General features: G+C 53.2%; 15 protein-coding genes. 5 read left to right on the top strand and 10 right to left on the bottom strand.

All coding sequences use genetic code 11. The features are described 5' to 3' along the window. Positions 1-47: 47 nt before the first annotated feature. The 7 genes from EU556_RS12355 to EU556_RS12380 all read right to left on the bottom strand — a co-directional run bounded on the left by EU556_RS12355 (position 48) and on the right by EU556_RS12380 (position 6,092). On the bottom strand, positions 48-515 hold the full coding sequence (locus EU556_RS12355) for a hypothetical protein (RefSeq protein ID WP_210116268.1): 468 nt from the start codon (positions 513-515) through the stop codon (positions 48-50). Positions 516-780: 265 nt separating this feature from the next. Beyond that, complete coding sequence (locus EU556_RS12360; RefSeq protein WP_135434406.1) at positions 781-1,191, bottom strand: hypothetical protein; 411 nt, start codon at positions 1,189-1,191, stop codon at positions 781-783. Positions 1,192-1,459: 268 nt separating this feature from the next. Continuing rightward, a complete protein-coding gene (locus EU556_RS12365) occupies positions 1,460-1,609 on the bottom strand; it encodes a T9SS type A sorting domain-containing protein (protein WP_135434407.1) in 150 nt (49 codons plus the stop codon). A 584-nt stretch (positions 1,610-2,193) separates the two neighbouring features. Beyond that, positions 2,194-2,337: a hypothetical protein gene (locus tag EU556_RS26065; RefSeq protein ID WP_167855496.1), complete on the bottom strand. Its 144-nt coding sequence runs from the start codon at positions 2,335-2,337 to the stop codon at positions 2,194-2,196. A 175-nt stretch (positions 2,338-2,512) separates the two neighbouring features. Continuing rightward, entirely contained in the window at positions 2,513-2,884 is a 372-nt protein-coding gene (locus EU556_RS12370) for a spore germination protein GerW family protein (protein ID WP_135434408.1), read from the bottom strand. A gap of 158 nt (positions 2,885-3,042) precedes the next feature. Beyond that, positions 3,043-3,600, bottom strand: a complete 558-nt coding sequence (locus EU556_RS12375) for a fasciclin domain-containing protein (RefSeq protein WP_135434409.1) — start codon at positions 3,598-3,600, stop codon at positions 3,043-3,045. Between the two features lie 281 nt (positions 3,601-3,881). Then, the gene (locus EU556_RS12380) at positions 3,882-6,092 is read right to left on the bottom strand and encodes a right-handed parallel beta-helix repeat-containing protein (RefSeq protein ID WP_135434410.1); all 2,211 of its coding nucleotides are present in this window, start codon (positions 6,090-6,092) and stop codon (positions 3,882-3,884) included. 762 nt (positions 6,093-6,854) lie between these two features. Here EU556_RS12380 and EU556_RS12385 point away from each other — a divergent pair. After that, positions 6,855-7,745, top strand: coding sequence for a 3-keto-disaccharide hydrolase (locus EU556_RS12385; RefSeq protein ID WP_135434411.1), 891 nt, complete (start codon positions 6,855-6,857; stop codon positions 7,743-7,745). A 124-nt stretch (positions 7,746-7,869) separates the two neighbouring features. Here the strand turns inward: EU556_RS12385 and EU556_RS12390 are convergent, their stop codons facing one another. Both EU556_RS12390 and EU556_RS12395 read right to left on the bottom strand, forming a co-directional pair. Next, positions 7,870-8,328: a VOC family protein gene (locus EU556_RS12390; RefSeq protein ID WP_210116269.1), complete on the bottom strand. Its 459-nt coding sequence runs from the start codon at positions 8,326-8,328 to the stop codon at positions 7,870-7,872. 144 nt (positions 8,329-8,472) lie between these two features. After that, on the bottom strand, positions 8,473-9,987 hold the full coding sequence (locus EU556_RS12395) for a TolB family protein (RefSeq protein ID WP_135434412.1): 1,515 nt from the start codon (positions 9,985-9,987) through the stop codon (positions 8,473-8,475). Between the two features lie 401 nt (positions 9,988-10,388). On the opposite strand from EU556_RS12395, the gene EU556_RS12400 reads away from it, so the two are divergent. From EU556_RS12400 to EU556_RS12410, 3 genes are all read left to right on the top strand, one after another. Beyond that, entirely contained in the window at positions 10,389-11,720 is a 1,332-nt protein-coding gene (locus EU556_RS12400; RefSeq protein ID WP_135434413.1) for a Gfo/Idh/MocA family protein, read from the top strand. Positions 11,721-12,190: 470 nt separating this feature from the next. Further along, positions 12,191-12,706 (top strand): gluconokinase, encoded by a 516-nt coding sequence (locus EU556_RS12405; RefSeq protein WP_210116270.1) that lies wholly within the window; start codon positions 12,191-12,193, stop codon positions 12,704-12,706. Further along, positions 12,703-14,031: a gluconate:H+ symporter gene (locus EU556_RS12410; RefSeq protein WP_135434414.1), complete on the top strand. Its 1,329-nt coding sequence runs from the start codon at positions 12,703-12,705 to the stop codon at positions 14,029-14,031. The genes EU556_RS12405 and EU556_RS12410 overlap by 4 nt, the downstream gene beginning before the upstream one ends. Positions 14,032-14,079: 48 nt before the next feature. Here the strand turns inward: EU556_RS12410 and EU556_RS12415 are convergent, their stop codons facing one another. Then, entirely contained in the window at positions 14,080-14,868 is a 789-nt protein-coding gene (locus EU556_RS12415; protein ID WP_135434415.1) for an NUDIX hydrolase, read from the bottom strand. 620 nt (positions 14,869-15,488) lie between these two features. Here EU556_RS12415 and EU556_RS12420 point away from each other — a divergent pair. Next, complete coding sequence (locus EU556_RS12420; RefSeq protein ID WP_135434416.1) at positions 15,489-18,653, top strand: SusC/RagA family TonB-linked outer membrane protein; 3,165 nt, start codon at positions 15,489-15,491, stop codon at positions 18,651-18,653. The last annotated feature ends 3 nt before the right edge of the window (positions 18,654-18,656 follow it).

The raw sequence follows: 18,656 nt of genomic DNA on the forward strand, positions 1-18,656 counted from the left end.
CAAAATAAATGGGCCTTAGCATGCCACTGAGAATAGTGCTCGGGGGCCTACCAGTTTGGGTTATGGATTACGCCGAGGGTTGTGTCGGTACCCTGGGCGGCATCTTTGCTAGGAAACGTTACGCTACCCAGAGTTAAATTCACATGAGCAGATTGGCTGCCTTCAGCATCGGTCACTGGGTAAATGTCTATCGTCTGGAGCTGGATTTTAGGCTTCGCCCCTAAGCTAAGGGCAATGCGGTACGCATTCTCAACCATGTTTACATCGGGCAGGTTGAGAAACAAATCATCCGTGCGCTGAGTAAGCAACTGGCTGTCGTCGGTGGCTATGATGTGCAACTCACCACCGTCGGGTAGCTGCAGAACCGCTTCATGGGGGCCGGCTGGGTTAGGCTCCCGGTTTAGTGCCACGCTGAAGTACTCAACTACGTTCGGCCATGTGGCCGTGGGTACGTAAAGGTACAGCACATTACTTCTAGTAATGGTAGGCTCAGAGGTAGAGGTAGTTGGGTTCATAGTAGCTATCTGGTTGTAAGTGAAAGATATAGATCTAATATAATGTAACTTATTGGATATATAACTTCATTATTTTAATACATGGCTAGTGAGCGTAGGTGTATCGCCTTATTTCTTGCTTAATGGAAGCAATACGCATAAGTACTGAAAGCTCTGCTGCGTTATCGGTTGGCATACAAGAGCCATACCCGCTGCCGAAGAGCTCGTTTGCTTGCTTCGGCAGCGGGTACAGTTTCAAGTAAAGCGCAGGTACTAGGGGTATAAATCACCAGTTTGGGTTGTGAATAAAACAGAAAAGTTGATCGTCTAAAAAATTTCTGGATTTGCCAATACCAACAATTGCTATAGTGGTGTCCACTTTGTTAGATGGACCTATCTTCTTTGGTTTTTGAACAGAGTAGGCCCCTTGGCTTATTGCTTTGTCATATAAGTCTTTAACCTCCTTTTCCCCATTCGAACCCTTTACAGGACGATATATTGGTTCATTCGCTTCCGTCAGTTCTTTTTCTTCTGCTCGAGTAAGTCGTAGCTCAGAGCTGGTATCGGCTGATACGAAAACCACTTCAGAATCACTCTGTACTCTTGGCTCCCCATATAGGTGAGTGAAGAACCGCACAACTTCCTCCCATTGTGCATACTGAATAGTGGCTTCGATTACATCGGGTGTGTTTTGCATACCGTAAGCTTGTTGAGTGAAATAATAACATAATATATAATTTGTATAAATTAAAATAAGAATTATTATATAAAATTAATGTTGTTACTAGCATTTCGACAGTCAGTAGCTAAAATAGGATGCTAGTGATGTTGCAGTGAGACTAAACCTAACGCAAAAGCCCCTCCCTGGCCAAGACCAGAGAAGGACTTTTGATTGGAGAGCAAATAGGCCTACCAATCGGTTACACCATTAGAAGCGGCTACTACAGGGCACCCTAAGGGTACTATTACTGCACCATCAATCTGCTAACATATTGCCGGCCCTGTGTGTCGGAGGCGCGCAACGTGTACAAACCAGGTGCTAGGCCACTCACGGCTACTTGCTGCGTGACCGTGAGGGTGGCCGTGCGTACGGAGTGGCCTAGTACGTCAGTCAAGTAGCTGCACGCGGCTGCCGGCCGCTAGGCCACGTACGTGCACGGCAGTAGTGGCGGGGTTGGGGTAGAGGCCTAGTGAAACCGGATGGCCAATTGAAGCAGACAGTACAGCGCTTCCCAGAGTCGCAATAAAACTTTCAGTAACAGTTGACGTGCTAAGTGTGATGTTGCTTAACGCACAGGTGCCTGCGAAATTCCCTAATAGGTGTATATCTCCCTTGGCATCAAGGCCTAAGTGCATTCCTGAGGAGGAACTAGTGCCCCCTGCCTGCTGCGTCTAAAGTATTTGGCCCTATTTGGAAAAAGAAGCCACAAGTACGTTGCGGGTGCCTGTGCTGCTAAGCGTGCCGGAGCCTACCTGAGCAGTATCTGTTAAGCTGCCCGTCACATAAGGATTGCCTCCACTATCTAAACTCACACTCACAAAGCGGTTGTTTCCGGAGCCCACAAGAGTTTGCACCCATTGCACTCCTCCTTGGGGCGGGCACTTCATCAGATAACCATCAGGACTACCATCGCCAGATAATGCGGTGATGCCAAAAGTAGCTGATCCGCTAAAACTGCACGGCGCGCTCCAGCACGTACTAGTCCTGGGTGGGGTTGTCGGTGGTGGAGTCGGGTCGGGGTACGCCTAATAGGTCGCAGAGATCTTGTAGAAACAGGCCGTAGTTGGCTCGCTCCGCACCGCCGACGGGTTTCCAGCGGGCTTCAAATTCGGGGTAAGTCACGAGTGATATAGTCCAGGTAGAAATTGGCCCCGGAAGATAAGTCGCCTAGGCGGTAAATAAATATGGATAGTGGCCTGCGATAAAAACTACAGACCAAAGGGAACTCCCCTCCTCGTCTAAGTAGGGAAACTACCTTTGGTCTGTAGTTTTAGCTCTAGTTTAAAAGTTGCTGCCCTTACCGATTCTGGCGTAGTAGTTTGGGCACGTTGCGCAGTACTAGTAGGGCCACTAGGCCACTCACGGCTACTAGCGGCACTACTGAGCCCCTGATAGGGCGGAAGCGAGACTTCCCATTGGCTATTTCAATGTATCCGATGGGAGTGAGGGCCACGCCAGCGCCGCCCCCAGAGCCCTCGCCCTCGTTGTTTTTAGAGCCGCCGCCCCCGCCAAAACCGTAAATGGAGCGTGCCACCGGAATCACTGTGATGCCGTCGCGTTCAACGGGAGTGCCGTAAATAGTCTGGGCTGTTGCCGAGAGGCCGAGCTGCTGAGCAAGGCGTTCAACCAGTGTAGAGGAAGGAGTAGCCGCAGAAGAAGATGTTTCCATAGAAAAGGATCCGGATGAAACCCGATAGTAGCCATTAAGTGGCATGGCAAGCGCGTTATTAGTCAGCAAAGCCACTGTGCTCATTATACGCATGTGCTGATTACGAGTGGCCTAGCGCTACTTCAAAGCCGAACTTTGAAAAGGTTAAGCGAAGAAAATTATTTTTTGGGGGCGGTCAGACTGGTAGGCATCAGCACCGAATCAATAGAGTGAACAACTCCGTTTTCGGCCACAATATCATCGTTCACAACCGTGCTGGTCATCCCCTTGGAGTCTTTTAGTGTAATGGTGCTTCCTTGACGCATCACGGTAAGTGTTTCACCCTGCACCGTCTGCAACTGTAGGCCATCTTTGAGGTTGGCAGCTAAGTAGCTGCCAGGCACTACATGATACGCAAGCAAGGCAGTGAGCTGGCTTTTGTTAGCAGGTTTGAGCAGTTCATCGAGCCGACCAGCCGGGAGCTTTTCAAAAGCAGCATTAGTAGGCGCGAAGACGGTGTACTTGGTAGTGCCAGTGGCGGCGCCTTCCAGACCCGCTGCCTTCACTGCCGACATCAGGGTAGTATGGTTGGGGGAGAGCCGCGACATTCCCAGTAAGTTGCCCCGAGCCTCTGCCGTCACCGGGTCACCGGTTTGAGCATAAGTCGCCGATATACCAGCCCCCAGGAGTAGGAAGCCACTGATCAGGATCGATGAAATGATTTTGCAGTGCGCCATACTTGCGAAATGTAAAAAGTTAATAGGTTGGTTACTACGTGGGTGTAGGGCGTGGGTTATCAGACTGGTCAGTAACGCGCAGCTAGTATAGAAGGCTTGGTAGCTGTAGAGATACATCTCAGCGATGAAGACGTACCAGAGCGGTTTCACATTACTTGACAAACAAGAAAAGCTGGTGACCAAGGCAACACTATGCCATAGGCCACCAGCTTACGCTAATAGTACCTGTACTTAACCTCGGGTCAGAGACATTTAATTACTTTAAGGCGTGGTTGAGTGGCTTACTCAATAACTAGGCGGGTACGAAACACCTGGTTACCGCTAGTGACAGAAACCACATAGCTACCTGAGGATACCTGAGCGGGTAATGGCACGGCTACAGGGGTAGTTCTACTGGCAACCACTTGTTGCTGCAGCACAACTTGGCCCGTGAGGTTAGTTATGGTCACCCGTAGGGGCTGTCCGGCCCAAGACGCTGCATCCAGCAATAGCTTAGAGCCGCGTCGGGCCGGATTAGGAAACAAACTCAGCGCTAACTCGCTAGCCGTAGTAGGTGCCACTACCACAACTGAACTATAGTGACTGGAACCATCCAGATCAACCTGCCGCAGACGGTAATAGGTGGGTTGCGTTACGTTATAGGTGTCGTTCCACGTGTACGCGCGGACCGTGGAGCTTTGGCCTGCCGCCGCTACCTTCGCTACACTGACGAACGTTTTACCATCGGTAGAGCGCTGAATCTCGAAGAAGGCGCTGTTGAGTTCCAAGGCCGTAGCCCACTGCACTAATACCTTGTTAGCGGCAGGTTTAGCCTGAAAGCGGATAAGCTCCACGGGGAGTGGGTTACTGGCACCGCCTCCCTGGGCACCAATATTGACCGGTGCGCCAGCGGGAGGCAGAGCAAATCCGTAAAGGTCATGCGCACCAAGGGTGAGCCCGAATAACGTTTGCAGGTCGAGGCCGGCCCCAAGCAGTGGGGAAGTGGCCTGCAGTTGATATGGCTTCCAACTGCTCAAGGAGCTGCCCACTCCCCAAGGGTTGGTGCCTCCCACACCTGGGGAAATAAATTTGGGGTCTGTATATAGGCCACTATTAGCACCATTCAGGCGTTCAGCCCCTGTATTGGCGCGCCATTCTTCTAGGCTGGAGAAAGTAGAAGACCACTGCCGCCACGAAGTAGGCGACCCGCTGCCCCAGTAGCAGTTCCCCTGAAATGTAACGCCACCACCCTGGTCCAACAACATAGGAACGCCGCCGGTAGTCTGGAAAACGTTGTTTCGAAGTGCCGTTTCTGTAATGCTAGGGCTGGCTACATACACTGCCACTGGAGAATAGCTCGTAGATGGGGCTAAGTAAACAGAGTTGTGGTAGATATTAGCACCCCGAATACCACCACCTGCCCCCGACGACCATAGCAGGATGCTGCTGCCATATTTGCGGGCATCATTCTCGCTAATATTATATCGGATGGTGAGATTCTCCATAGCCACTGGAGCACCATTATACTGAGCTAGCATAAGGCCAGGGCCATCGTTATCATGGGAGTAGTTGTACTGCAGCATTGAGTTGGTGCAGCCACCGTCCAGATCAAATCCACCTCCGTCAATAGTGCCAGAATGGTTGTGATGTGATTCACACTTCTGGATTATCAGGTCATTACACGCGTATGCCCAGATGCCAGCAGGTCCCGTATAAGAATGTTTACTAAGCCATCCGTTATTGTAAGCCTCACATTCCTCAATTACACCGCTATCTACGTTAGCCAAAACGATGCCGCTCCCAGTATTTCGATCTGTGACCGAATATAGACCAGAGTTATTATATGATTTGCAATTAGCTACGTACCAGTTGTGATGAGCGTGGAGTGTGGCGCCATAAGAGAAGATGCCCGTATCACCATTGTCGTGTGTTATCGTGTTTGTAATACGTACATCATCATAACCATATGCAAATCCCCAAAAACTTACGGCCGCACTATGGCTGCCAACAACTATGCCGTAAGACTGATAGCCACTAACTTCTAGGCTGTCAATTAAGATGTGCCGAAACGGAGTGGTAGTGGGAGTATTCTCCTCTCTATAAAAGAAAACCCCAGCGGCTTGGTTACTATCCCGGCCGGCTCCCATAAATTTCAACCGTCGTATTTCAATAGCATCGGTGTTAAAGGCTATGAAGCCTTGCTGTATTCCGCTACTAATGATAGCAGTTTCCTTGCCGTAGGAGCTGTAAACAATAGGTTTTTCTGGGGTGCCCCTCTCGTTAGCATCAATAGTGCCGGAGAAAGTTTGTGCTCCTTCAAAAAGAACCTTGTCACCAGGCTGCAGTACGGCTTGATTTACCCGATTAATGCTTTGCCAAGCAGTTTGCACTGAAGTACCGTCGTACGAATCATTACCGGATGGGCTTACGAAATATGTAGTTGCTAGCGCCGACTGGCCACTGCCCATAAAGCCACATATAAGAGGAAGCAGGCAAGTAAGAAATTTTTGCATAGTACTGATCGCAGAATAATTTGACTTATAAACAAATATACGTTATAATTATTGTATAAATAGTATAATTATATCGATTAGTCAGATGTTGATCTATACATATAACTCTAATAGGTTGGTGTCCAGATTATAGTAGACGGGTTGAGCCAGATAGTAACTGTAAAGGTCATGTATTGTAGCAAAAGCGTAGTCAGTGCATATAGTCGAAGGATAGCCGGTAATCACCTTATTGTTCAGTTCATTCTGGCTGAAAGTATAATGTTCTTCAACCTTTATAATTTCATTTGGTGAAGATTAGTATAGATATAATTATATATAATTAACCAAGTTGTAAAGAAGATTATTGCAGTTGGGTATTGCACGCTACACTGATTTAGAAGTAAGCAGTTGCAGTATTGAAGCCGCGTTTTAGATTTTGAGATTTATATAGCCCTGATTGAATGATCGTAGAAGCGGAAATTCTGCCGCAGAGCGTATAGTAATAGCTTGCAGATGCAGGTATTTCATAAGGTGTGAGGTTCAATTGCTTTACAATCAAGCCCGGACTAGACGTTATTAAAAGTAATGGGGGAGTAGGCCATTAGGCCGACTTTGCGCTAGTCATGTTCTAGCTCAAGGCACGCCGTTATGAGAAGAGTACTTTTGATTTGACTTATCTCGTTAAGCGATGAGAAGGGTAAACAAAAGCATTTGCCGAAGTCACGTTTTAGCAAAATCACTAGATTTGATTTCACTGCTTCCAACTTATCCTTCCCACTATACATGAAAAGTGTTACCCTACTGGCGCTTAGTGCCTCCGTGTTAGTACTGTCTACGTCATCAGTCCCTACGACCGCACCGCAGGGTTGGGAGCCACTGCTTGATAAGAAGCTCAGCAAGTGGCGCACGTATGAAAGCTACCGGCACCAGCTAGGCTACCGTGGCAAACAGCCCACTGATGCGCAAGGTGATGCCATCAAGCCCATTGGGTACGATAAAAACGAAGCAAACGTATTCTCAGTGGAAATGCAGCAGGGCGAACCAGTGCTGCGCATTAGTGGTGAAATCTATGGCTGCGTGTTCACCAAGCAAGATTTTACCAACTACGACCTGAAGCTGAAGGTGAAATGGGGCAGCAAAAAGTGGGTGCCCCGCCTCGACGAGCCACGTGACAGCGGTATCCTCTATAACAGTCAGGGCGAATGCGGAGTAGACTATTGGCACAGCTGGATGCTCAGCCAGGAGTTTCAGGTATCGGAGTATGAGCGGGGTAACGCCATGGGCGACTTCTGGTGCATCGCCAATTCCACCGCTGATATCAAAGCGGCTTATAATGCTACCAAAGACACCTTGCGGTTCAATCCTGCCGCTGCGCTCGTAACAATGGGTAATGGCCGCTCGGGCTTTTGCCAAGCTGCTGCAAATTATGAGTCGCCGGCCGGGCAGTGGACCGAGTTAGAACTCATCAACGTAAATGGCAAGAGCGTGCACATCGTGAATGGCCACGTGGTAATGGCTGTAGATAACTCTAGCTCCGTGGTAAATGGCCAGCGTCAGCCGCTCAAACAAGGTAAAATTCAGCTTCAGAGCGAGGCGGCCGAGGTGTATTACAAAGGCATCATGATCAAGCCTCTGGAGACTATGCCCGCGCAATACGCAGCATACTTCAAGTAGAGCAAGTAGGAAAGCGCTGCTTGCGTCTCGTTTTCGGGTAGAATTAACTACAGAGGCCTAGCACACGTGTGCTAGGCCTCTGTAGTTAAGTAAAAGGGGGAAGGTTGTAATAGCACTGACTGGCCTAGAACTTGTCGTTGTTTACCTCCAGCCAGTAGTTGTCGGGGTCTTGCAGATATACTTGCTGCACACCATCGGGGCGCGGGGTGGTTTGCTTGTCCTGGCCCTGCCAACTGCTGTAGCGCACCCCCTGGCTGTCGAGGTGCTTCAGGAAGGCGGGGAGGTTCTTCACGCTGAAAGCCAAGTGGCTATTCTTGTCCTGCTCCGTGACGCTGGCTGCGCCCTGAATAACGTGCAACTGGCTGTGCGGCCCAATGCGGAACCATACGTGTTTGCCGTCGTGGAAGGGCTCCGGAATCTCCTGTAGCTTCAGCACATTCTTGTAGAAATCAGTGCTCTTTTTCAGATCGAAGACGTAGAGCGCGATGTGGTTGATAGCAACGGGGCCCTGAGCTCGGGACGTACTAGTTAGGGCCATGGAAAGGAGGAACGCCAAGGCGAATAGGGGGAGTGTCTTTTTCATGTAGTAAGGAGGGAGAGTGGCCTAGCAATACCTGTTAAATAAACAGGAGCTGTAACCAGTTAAATCAGGCGATAGATATTAGAATTAGAGCGGAGCTGAATCAGCAGTAGCTAGGGTAGCATGTTGCGCCGAGCGCTAGCCTGTTTAGTGGCTGGCGGCATCGAGGCTGTTACTGATAAAGGCAAGGCGTTTGCCGTCGGGCGACCAGGAGGGCGTGTTTATGGTGCCTTGTCCGCCGTAGACGTAGGCAATGACTTTGGGCGTGCCACCGCCAATGGGCATGAGCCGCAAATACACGTGCTTATAGAACGGATGGTCGCCGGCGGGCACTTCATCTTTTAAAAAGGAAAGGAAAACAATCCACTTGCCATCGGGGGAAATGTGCGGAAACCAATCCTGAAAGTCGCCGGTGGTGACGACCTGCTGCTGGCTGCCATCGGCTTTCATTCGCCAGATTTGCATGGTGCCGGTGCGGTTAGAGTTGAAGTAAATAAACTGACCATCGGGTGTGTATTCGGCGCCGTCGTCGAGCCCGGGAGCAGTAGTTAGCCGCACCTCCGGGCCCCCGGCCGCCGGTACCCGGTAAATGTCGAAGTCGTTGTTGCGCTGCCCGGTAAAGAGCAGGTGTTGGCCGTCGGGTGTCCAGCTGTGCAGGTAAGAAGGGCCACGGGGTGTGATTTGTGTGGGAGTGCCCCCGGCCACCGGAACCGTGTACACAATGGAGCCGCCCAACTGATCGACGCCGCTGCTGAGGCCTAGCATCTTGCCATCGAAGGAAAGCACGTGGTCGTTGTTGTTGTTGCGAACCTCGCCGGTTGGAATCTCCTGCACCTGCCGGGTGGCCAAGCTAAAGTTGTACATCAGCCCCTCACTATTGTAAATCAGGTGCTGCCCGTCGCGCGTCCAGTTTGGGGCCTGCAATGACTTTAGAGAACTGTAGATGATTTCTCGGTTGCCCGTGGCTACCTCCAGCACCTCTAGGTGGCTGCCCAGGTACTGGCGGTACTGCACCAGCTTATCGGGTGCCGGCACCACCACCCGCACATCCCGGAAAGTGCCAATGGCAGTGGTGCCCGGCTGATCAGACTCTGCGAACAGGCCTACGTACACTTCCTCGCCAAGCTCAAGGCGGGTAGTTTGCGCCACCACAAAAGGCTGCCCAAACTGGGCTACGCGCATGGTGAAGGTGGTACCTGTACGCTCGAGCTGCAGCACCGTAGCCTGGGGCACGCTTGAGCGGATATGCTGTGGAGCGGCGCCAGCCGTGGAGCGGTAGCGCAGCGTTGTGGCGCCGTTGCCCTGCGTGGCAAGAGCCACCTGGGGCGCCCCAGGCTCAAGGCTCTTGCGAACGAGCCAGCCGAGGCTTTGATGTGAGTCGGCCTTGCCGGAGGCAGCGAAGCTGATGCGGGCGTAGAGCAGAAAGTCGCCGCCAAGCTTTTTATAGGCGTATTGCATGGCCGGGGCATCGGCTTTGGTGCGCGGCCCGGCGCTGGTAATTGCGTAAACCTGGGAGGCTGGAGTGAAAGTGGCAGTACCCGGTTTGGCTGCGTTGCCGATGCTCTGCTGGGCGGTAAACACACCTAATTGCTGCCCATTTGCACCTACTGCGAGTAGCGTTGCAAGACAGGTTAGTAAGATGGAGCTGCTAGAAAATCTCATAAGTAACGTAAAGCACTGCGGGAGGGAGAGCACGCGATAGGCCAGACAAGAAAGGAACCGTTAAAACCTTATAGCACCGGTAAGTAACGCTACCCGCTGCAATCAAGCACTATCTGGTTAGTAAGATGTCGTAACCCTCAAATGGGCTACCGCCGCAGTGCATCTCGAAAAACAGGCCTAGCGCTAACTGAGGGCGGATAATATACCCATCTGGCTGACAACGTTGCCGGGAACGATTGCATAAATAAAACGGCTGGCCATTCTGTATTTAAGCCATAATAGTTTCAGCTTAATGTAAAAGGTGGGTTAGTAGGCCAGTAGATCAGGCATCCTTGGGTGCCCCGGAGGCGCGGCTGGCCTAGGCCTCCCATCGTCATGCTCTGTTCCTTTCCTAAATTCCCATGCATCGTAGAAAATTTATTCAGCAAACCGGGGCTGTGCTGGCAGGTACCCTTCTCGCCGATACTGTACTGGCCTCGGCCATTGCAGGCACTAAAACCCGCGTGGCCATGGTGGGTACGGGCCACCGGGGCCTGGGCATGTGGGGTACGCCCGTGCTCAAGGAGTTCAACGGCCAGGTTGAGTTCGTAGGCCTCTGCGACAAGAACCCCGGCCGGCTGGCCACGGGCAAAAAGATGCTGGGTGTGAAGTGCCCTACCTTCACCGACTTCGATCAGATGATGAAGCAGACCAAGCCCGATCTGCTCATCGTGACTACAGTGGATGCCACCCACAGTGAGTTCATCATTAAAGGGATGGAGTACGGGGCGAACATCATCACGGAGAAGCCCATGACTACCGATGAGCAGCAGTGCGAGGCTATTCTGGCGGCCGAGCAGCGCACGGGTAAAAACGTGAAGGTGACGTTCAACTATCGCTACTCTCCGCACCGCCAGAAGATTTATGAGCTGCTGCGCAGCGGCGTAATCGGGGACATTACCTCCGCCGATTTCCACTGGTACCTCGATGTACACCACGGCGCCGACTATTTCCGGCGCTGGCACCGGCTGCGCCAGAACAGTGGCTCTCTGCTAGTGCATAAAGCCTCCCACCACTTCGATCTGCTGAACTGGTGGCTGGAATCGGACCCGGAAGTGGTGTACGGCAACGGGCAACTGAACTTCTACGGTAAGAACAACCCCTTCCGCTACACCCACTGTCGGCCGTGCCCGCACAAAGACAAGTGCCAGTTTTACTGGGATATCACCAAAGACGAGCGCCTAACCAAGCTCTACGTCGATAACGAGAAGTACGATGGCTACCACCGCGACGGCTGCGTGTGGCGCGAAGACATTGACATCTTCGATAAGATGGCCGTGCAGATTAAGTACGCCAATAACGTGCAGGTAAGCTATTCGCTCACTGCCTACTCGCCCTACGAGGGCTACCGCATTTCCTTCAATGGCACAAAAGGCAAAATTGATGCGTGGATTAAGGAGAAGCAGCCCTGGGAAGCTGAGCCCTTCGACGAGATTCAGGTGACTACCAACTTCGGCAAGCGGGAGCTAATCCAAATTTCGAACACTGAGGAAGGCCACGGTGGGGGAGACGTGCGCTTACGCAAGCAAATTTTCGCCCCCGATGGCCGCGACCCGTACCGGCAGGCTGCCAAAAGCCGTGATGGGGCACTGGCAATTCTCGTTGGTATTGCCGCCCGCAAAAGCATTGACACCGGCAAGCCCATTAACATAGCGGACCTTACTTCCCTGAAACCCCAACCCCAGCGAGTGTGAGCACTAGGCCAGTAGAAAGGTGAGGTGTAACGGGTGACTATGGGTGCCTTGCCATCAGGTGCTACTAAATCGGCGCAAGCTGTCTGAGGTACTTATAGCCTGCGTCTGCCCGGAGTAATTTGGGCAGACGTTTTTGTGCATATGCCAAGTGAGAAGTGAGCAATAGAACTTCGCGTGACTGCGCTGTTCATATTCTGGCGGATTTCCGCTAGTCTGGGCGGCAGCTAAGCTTTGGGGTGGCCTAAAGCGGAGAGGAAAATTGTTGGGCCTAGCTCGTCTGTTTAGGAGCATTGCCCAGTATACAGAGGGCGCTTTATACGCTGAGAGGCTAGCCTGTAGCCAGTGATGTGCGTTTTAGCGGAAGAGTTTGCTACATTAACCCGTTAGAACTACGCAATAGCGCTCTAGGCCTCCTACCGGGCAGTCTGCTGGGCTGCTCCTCGACCTGCTTTCACTCCTACCCACCAGGCATGCAAGACAACACAGTATATGTAGTTATGGGCGTATCCGGCAGCGGAAAAACTACCGTGGGCCAGTTGCTGGCCGAGCGGCTAGGCCTCCCATTTCATGATGCCGATGACTTTCACTCGGCGGCCAACATTGCCAAGATGCGTGGTGGCACACCCCTAACCGACGATGACCGCAAGGAGTGGTTAAACCAGCTGGCGGCTAGCATTCGGGAGTGGAGCCACACTGCTGGGGCCGTGCTGGCTTGCTCCGCGCTCAAAGAAAAATACCGGCAGCAATTCAATGAGGCCGCTACGCACCCCATTCAGTGGGTGTTTCTGGATGGCTCTGAGGAGTTGCTGAGCGAGCGGCTCCGGGCCCGCAAAGGCCATTACATGACCCAGCAACTGTTGGCTTCGCAGCTGAGTACCCTAGAGCCCCCAACCTATGGCCTGCGGCTGCCGCTTGCCCCGGAGCTCACTCCCCACGACTTGGTTAATCAGATTGTAGCAGCTAGTTCAGCGGAGCAGCTTGCATGACCCTACTCATCGTTCTGCTCGCCGTACTCGCGTTAATTGGCCTCATCAGCTGGGGCAAGGTCAATGCCTTTTTGGCGTTTTTGCTGGTTACCCTGGGGGCCGGCTTTGCTCTAGGCCTGTCGCCGCAGCAGCTAATGGCGGCCGTATATAAAGGTCTTGGCGATACGCTGGGCTCGGTGCTGATTGTGATTGTGCTGGGGGCCATGCTGGGCAAAATAGTAGCCGAAAGTGGTGCTGCACAGCAAATTGCCTCCGTCCTGATTCGAGCTTTTGGTACCCGCTCCATCCAATGGACGATGATGGTAACGGGCTTTATCATTGGCATTCCCCTGTTCTACAATGTGGGCTTTGTGCTGATGATTCCGCTGATATTTTCGGTGGTGTATAAGTACCGCTTGCCGGCCGTGTACGTAGGCCTCCCCATGCTGGCAGCCCTCTCAGTGATGCACGGTTTTCTGCCGCCGCACCCGTCGCCCACGGCACTAGTCGCGCAGTTTCACGCCAATATGGGCCTGACCTTCGTGTATGGGCTGCTGATTGCCATTCCGGCCATTGTGCTGGCGGGCCCCGTGTACGGGCTCACTCTCCGGGGCATCGTCTCGGTGCCACTGGCGAGCTTCGTGTCCGAAGCCTTGCCCGAAACTGCCTTACCAGGGCGCCTCAACAGCTTTCTGTCGTCGTTGCTGCCGGTGCTGCTGCTGGTAGTGGTGCTGGGCCTGCAGGCTGTGTTGCCAGCAGGAGGGCCACTAGCGCCGGCGCTGGCCTTTCTCGCCGAGCCCTCGGTGGTTATGCTGGTATCGGTGCTGGTGGCCACTTTCACGCTGGGCACTGGCCTAGGCAAACCCATGGCAGCCGTAATGGATGCCTACTCGGCTTCGGTGAAGGACGTAGCGCTTATTCTGCTCATTATTGGCGGGGCGGGTGCCCTCAAAGAGGTATTGGTAGCCAGTGGCGTAAGTCAGGAAATTGCTCAGGCTCTGCAGAGCACTGGTTTGCCGCCTCTGCTGCTGGGCTGGCTGATTGCGGCGGCCATCCGGGTGTGCCTGGGCTCCGCTACTATTGCGGGCCTCACGGCCGCGGGCGTTATGCTGCCCACCATGGCAGAGTCGCACGCCAACCCCAACCTTATGGTGCTGGCCATTGGTGCGGGCAGCTTGCTCCTGTCGCACTTCAACGATGCCGGCTTCTGGCTCTTCAAGGAGTATTTTAACCTCTCCGCCAAAGACACGCTACGTTCCTGGACGATGATGGAAACCATCGTATCGGTGGTGGGGCTCCTGGGCGTGCTGCTCCTGAACTGGGCTCTGCCGCTGCTAGGCCAGTAGGGGAGAAGCAACTAGTATAGTGAGTAAAGCTAGACCACTGGCAAAGAGTTAGAGAGCAAGAACGGCACCGTCTTCTAAGGCTTTTTGATAATTCTCCCGGTCAAACTCATACAGATAGGGGGAGCGGTGCGGCCCAATTTTGCGCTGCTCATCTAGCTGCCGGATAAGCCCCAGCGTGAGTAGCTTCTTGCGAAAATTACGACGGTCAAACTGCCGCCCCAGAATGGTTTCGTAGAGGGCGTGAATTTCGGGCAGCGTGAACTTGTCGGCCAGCAGGTTATAGCCAATGGGCTGCTGATAAATCTGGGCCCGCAGGGTCATAAGGGCCTTCTGCACAATCTCGTTGTGGTCGTAATCCAGGGTCGGAATTTCCGAAACCTCCTGCCAGCAGTATTCATCCACCAGCAGCTCCGGGTTTACCACCACGTTCAGGTAGTCGACTAAGGCGTAATACCCAATGGATAGGGTGCGCTCAGAAAGCCAGTGGTTCTCGCCTATGGCTACGCCCACCTTGGAGTAGGTTGTGTTATGGGTTTCCTGCGTCTTGATCTTGTTCATCCGGGTGGCGCTGTCGCCGAACACGTAGAACTGCTGCAGGAACAAATTAGAGAGCTGGGTCTTCTCGGCCAAAATGCGGTGGGCTGCTTCCGTTAGGGCTTCATCACGAGCAATATACCCGCCGGGTAAGCTCCAATTATCGTGGCCGTGGTGCCGAATCAGCAAAATTTTTAGCTGATGCGCATGGTACCCAAAAATGACGCAATCGATGGAGAGATGCGGTAAATAGCGCTCGTGGCCATGATGAACGAAGTCCAGAACTTCTTGGCGGGTGTTCATGAGTAGAAATTTTTATTGTGTAGAATGTACGTATTACCGAAAAGTGTTTACATTTATTCCGTCGATAATACAGAATGACATTCCTGAGCCCCGAAAGGATGCAATTTCTGTATTAAAAACATTATTACCTGATCTACCTGCCCTTCCTTCCCACCGCATTATCAGTAAGTAAATGGAGAAGCATTTCTCGTTAGCCATAGAGCTATTCCTAGGTAGCGTAGCCCATCAATTCTAGTTACGCTTTCCAACACCTATATCGATTGCGGCAGCCCTGCTTTTTTCATTAGGCTGCATCCTGCTCTAGTTCCGTTCGCGTCCGCACACCCGCACTGAGTACATCACTTTCTTACCTGCTCTGACCTAAGCAGTCAGGCTCGCCTATTTGCAATTCCGGCCACTCCCCAGGTGGCTCGCAAGCTCACTATTGCCTTGCGTTTTTATAAAATGTTGGTTATCAGTGTTTTGTAAAAATGCAATGTTGCAAGTCACTGTTTCGGTACAGGTTCTCCCCGAAGTCAGGCAGACGGCCAGGCGCGCAGTAAGAATCTTCAGATGGCTTCTCTGCTAGTACGCCACTAGCATTAAGTATTCCCACAGTACCTCATCATAATCCCACTTCTATGAGTACACTTCCTTACAAAAAGCTACTGTTGCGAAGTGCTGCGCTGGTTACGGCCGGCAGCCTGCAATCGTTTGTACTGCCGGCTGCCGCCTCAGCCCGGCTCACCACTGAGTCTGAAGCCGCTACCGCGCCACTGACGGCCGATGTGCCCGTCTCGGGCCGCGTAACCCAAGCCAACGGCGAAGGGCTACCCGGGGTGACAGTAGTAGTGAAAGGCACTAGCCAAGGCACTACCACCGATGCCACTGGTAACTTCAGCCTGAACGTGCCCGAAGGCAGTACCTTGGTATTCACCTACCTAGGCTACAACCGCCGGGAAGTGCCCGTAACAGGAGCAACTTCTGCTCTTGCTATTACTCTCAGCGAAGACACGCAGGCGCTGAAAGAGGTAGTAGTAGTAGGATATGGTACTCAGGAGCGTCAGAGCGTGACTGGAGCCGTAGCTTCGGTGTCGGGGCGGGAAATTGCCTCCCAGCCAGTACCCGATGCCGCACAAGCCATTCAGGGACGGGCTGCGGGCGTACAGGTTGTGTCTAACTCCGGGGCGCCGGGCGGCTCAGGCGGTACTTCTATTCGGGTACGTGGTATCACGTCGGCGGGTAATAATAGCCCCCTGTATGTAGTCGACGGCTTTCCGTTGCCTTCGGGTGATGACACCGTCCTGAACGCCATCAGCCCCAACGACATTGAGTCGATTGATGTGCTGAAAGATGCCTCCGCCACGGCCATTTACGGCCTGCGAGCCGCCAACGGGGTAGTTATCATCACTACCAAGCGTGGCAAAGCCGGTACTTCTAACATCAGCCTAGACGCCTACGTGGGCACCCAGCAGGTATGGCGCAAGCTTGATCTGCTAAACGCTCAGGAGTTTGCAACTCTTAACAACGAGTCGCGCACGGCGGCAGGCGAGAAAATCATCCCGAAATATGCCAACCCTGCCTCGCTGGGTGAGGGCACCGACTGGATGGATGAAATCTTCCGGAGCGCCAAAATTCAGAACTACGCCATTTCGGCTACCGGTGGGGGCGAAAAGGCTCGTTACGCGCTTAGTGGCACGTATTTTCAGCAAGACGGTACCATTATTGGCACCAACTTCGAGCGCTTTACGCTGCGTGCTAACGGCGAGGTGCAGCTCAACAAAAAGCTAAAGGTGGGCAACACCCTGTCCCTTACGCACTACAACGAGCGCCTCGAAAACTCTCCTAACAACGAGTTTAGCGGCATTATCCAGCTGGCCCTACAGGCGCCGCCTACGGCACCCGCCCGCAACCCCGACGGTAGCTTCTACGAGTACACTGCCGCCGACAACTACGGCGAGGAAAACCCCGTTACGGCAGCGTTGCGGCCCAACATCAAGCACTTCCGCAACCGCGTCCTTACCACCTTCTACGCTGAGCTCGAGCCTGTAGCAGGCCTACGCTTCCGCACCAACGTAGGCGCTGACCTGGTATTTGACCAGCAGGACCGCTTTTATCCTTCTATTCCTGGCTCGGCTAAGTACACCACCAACAATGCCAGCCTGCAGAGCAGCTCGAATTATAACCCGAGCTACCTGATTGAAAATACGGCCACCTACGACAAGCTGTTTGCTGGCAAGCATCAGGTAACGTTCCTGCTAGGCCAGTCGGCGCAGCAGTTCGATAACTCCTACTTGGGCGCCAGCCGTACCGGCTATAGCCGTAACGATCTGCAGGTGCTGGACCGGGGGCCTTTCAACACTCAGATAAACAACTACGGCGGAAATGGCCGTAGCCGTCTGGCCAGCTACTTCAGCCGCTTGAACTACGAGTTTGCCGGTAAGTATCTGTTCTCAGCCATTGTGCGCTACGACGGCACTTCGGCCTTCGATCTGGGCAAGAAGTTTGGTTTCTTCCCCGGGGTATCGGCCGGTTGGCGCATTTCGGAGGAAGATTTCATGAAGGACAACAGTACCATCAGCAACCTAAAGCTGCGGGTAGGTTACGGCCGTGTGGGTAACCCCCTCAATGCTGGTACCTTCGGTTATCTCTCCACTATTAACTCCAGCACGGGTACGCAGTACGTATTCGGAACTGGCGCGCAAACCACGGTAACTGGTGCCGCGCCCACGCGTCTGCAGAACCGCGATTTGAGCTGGGAAATCAATGAGCAAACGAACGTAGGCGTAGACCTAGGACTATTCCAGAACCGCGTGACAGCTGCCGTAGACCTATACACGCGTCGCTCGCCCAACCTGATTGCCGGCGTGCCGGTATCGGCCGTGTCGGGCACTACGGAGGCCGTGAACACCAATGCAGCCTCGGCCAAAAACAAGGGTATTGACGTAGCCGTTACGACTAACAACTTCGTGAGCGACAACAGCGGCTTTACGTGGTCGACTACGCTCAACATCTCGGCTTACCGCAACGAAATTACCTCCTTGGGTAGTGGTCGGCCCTATTTTGGCCAGAGTATCCGGGGCGGTGAAACGCTAGTGCGCTACGCAGCAGGAGTACCCTTCGGCTCCTTCTATGGCTACATAGCCGATGGGCTAATTCAAACTCAGGAAGAGCTGCGGACGCTGAATGCTGGCTCTAAAACTGGCTTCTACCAGGAATCGGGCACGGCCCCCGGCGACATCAAGTTCAAGGATCTAAACGGCGACGGCCAGATTACCAGCGCCGACCAGGGCTACTTTGGTAACCCGAACCCCAAATTCACCTACGGCCTGAACAACACGTTCACCTACGGTGGGTTCGACTTGAATGTGTTCCTGCAAGGCTCGCAGGGTAACGACGTGTATAACCTGAACCGCTACTACACGGAGGGCGGCCTATACGGCGCGGCTAACTCCAGCACCCTCACGCTGGAGCGCTGGACTGGCCCCGGCACGAGCAACAACATCCCAAGGGCCATCTACAACGACCCCAACCGCAACCTGCGCGTGTCTAGCCACTACCTGGAAAATGGCTCTTACATGCGGGTAAAACTGGTGACGTTGGGCTACACGCTGCCTAAAACGCTGCTAGGCCAGTTTGGGGTGGAGCGCATCCGGGTGTACGGTACCGCCCAAAACCTCTTCACCTTCACCAAATACAAGGGCTTCGACCCGGAATTGGGTAACCAGGGCGGTAGCTTCGGCGTCGACCGCGGCATTTACCCACAGGCGCGCACCTTCCTGGCCGGCATTAACATTGGCTTCTAAGAA

Origin of the sequence: Hymenobacter fodinae, assembly GCF_004745825.1 — a bacterium.
Taxonomy (GTDB): domain Bacteria; phylum Bacteroidota; class Bacteroidia; order Cytophagales; family Hymenobacteraceae; genus Hymenobacter; species Hymenobacter fodinae.

What these genes read in the sequence shown, in the direction of transcription:
- EU556_RS12390 (WP_210116269.1), bottom strand. Translation starts at nt 8,328, where the DNA reads ATGAAAAAGACACTCCCCCTATTCGCCTTGGCGTTCCTCCTTTCCATG.
- EU556_RS12405 (WP_210116270.1), top strand. Translation starts at nt 12,191, where the DNA reads ATGCAAGACAACACAGTATATGTAGTTATGGGCGTATCCGGCAGCGGA.
- EU556_RS12400 (WP_135434413.1), top strand. Translation starts at nt 10,389, where the DNA reads ATGCATCGTAGAAAATTTATTCAGCAAACCGGGGCTGTGCTGGCAGGT.
- EU556_RS12370 (WP_135434408.1), bottom strand. Translation starts at nt 2,884, where the DNA reads ATGGAAACATCTTCTTCTGCGGCTACTCCTTCCTCTACACTGGTTGAA.
- EU556_RS12415 (WP_135434415.1), bottom strand. Translation starts at nt 14,868, where the DNA reads ATGAACACCCGCCAAGAAGTTCTGGACTTCGTTCATCATGGCCACGAG.
- EU556_RS12420 (WP_135434416.1), top strand. Translation starts at nt 15,489, where the DNA reads ATGAGTACACTTCCTTACAAAAAGCTACTGTTGCGAAGTGCTGCGCTG.
- EU556_RS12355 (WP_210116268.1), bottom strand. Translation starts at nt 515, where the DNA reads ATGAACCCAACTACCTCTACCTCTGAGCCTACCATTACTAGAAGTAAT.
- EU556_RS12410 (WP_135434414.1), top strand. Translation starts at nt 12,703, where the DNA reads ATGACCCTACTCATCGTTCTGCTCGCCGTACTCGCGTTAATTGGCCTC.
- EU556_RS12385 (WP_135434411.1), top strand. Translation starts at nt 6,855, where the DNA reads ATGAAAAGTGTTACCCTACTGGCGCTTAGTGCCTCCGTGTTAGTACTG.
- EU556_RS12380 (WP_135434410.1), bottom strand. Translation starts at nt 6,092, where the DNA reads ATGCAAAAATTTCTTACTTGCCTGCTTCCTCTTATATGTGGCTTTATG.
- EU556_RS12360 (WP_135434406.1), bottom strand. Translation starts at nt 1,191, where the DNA reads ATGCAAAACACACCCGATGTAATCGAAGCCACTATTCAGTATGCACAA.
- EU556_RS12395 (WP_135434412.1), bottom strand. Translation starts at nt 9,987, where the DNA reads ATGAGATTTTCTAGCAGCTCCATCTTACTAACCTGTCTTGCAACGCTA.
- EU556_RS12375 (WP_135434409.1), bottom strand. Translation starts at nt 3,600, where the DNA reads ATGGCGCACTGCAAAATCATTTCATCGATCCTGATCAGTGGCTTCCTA.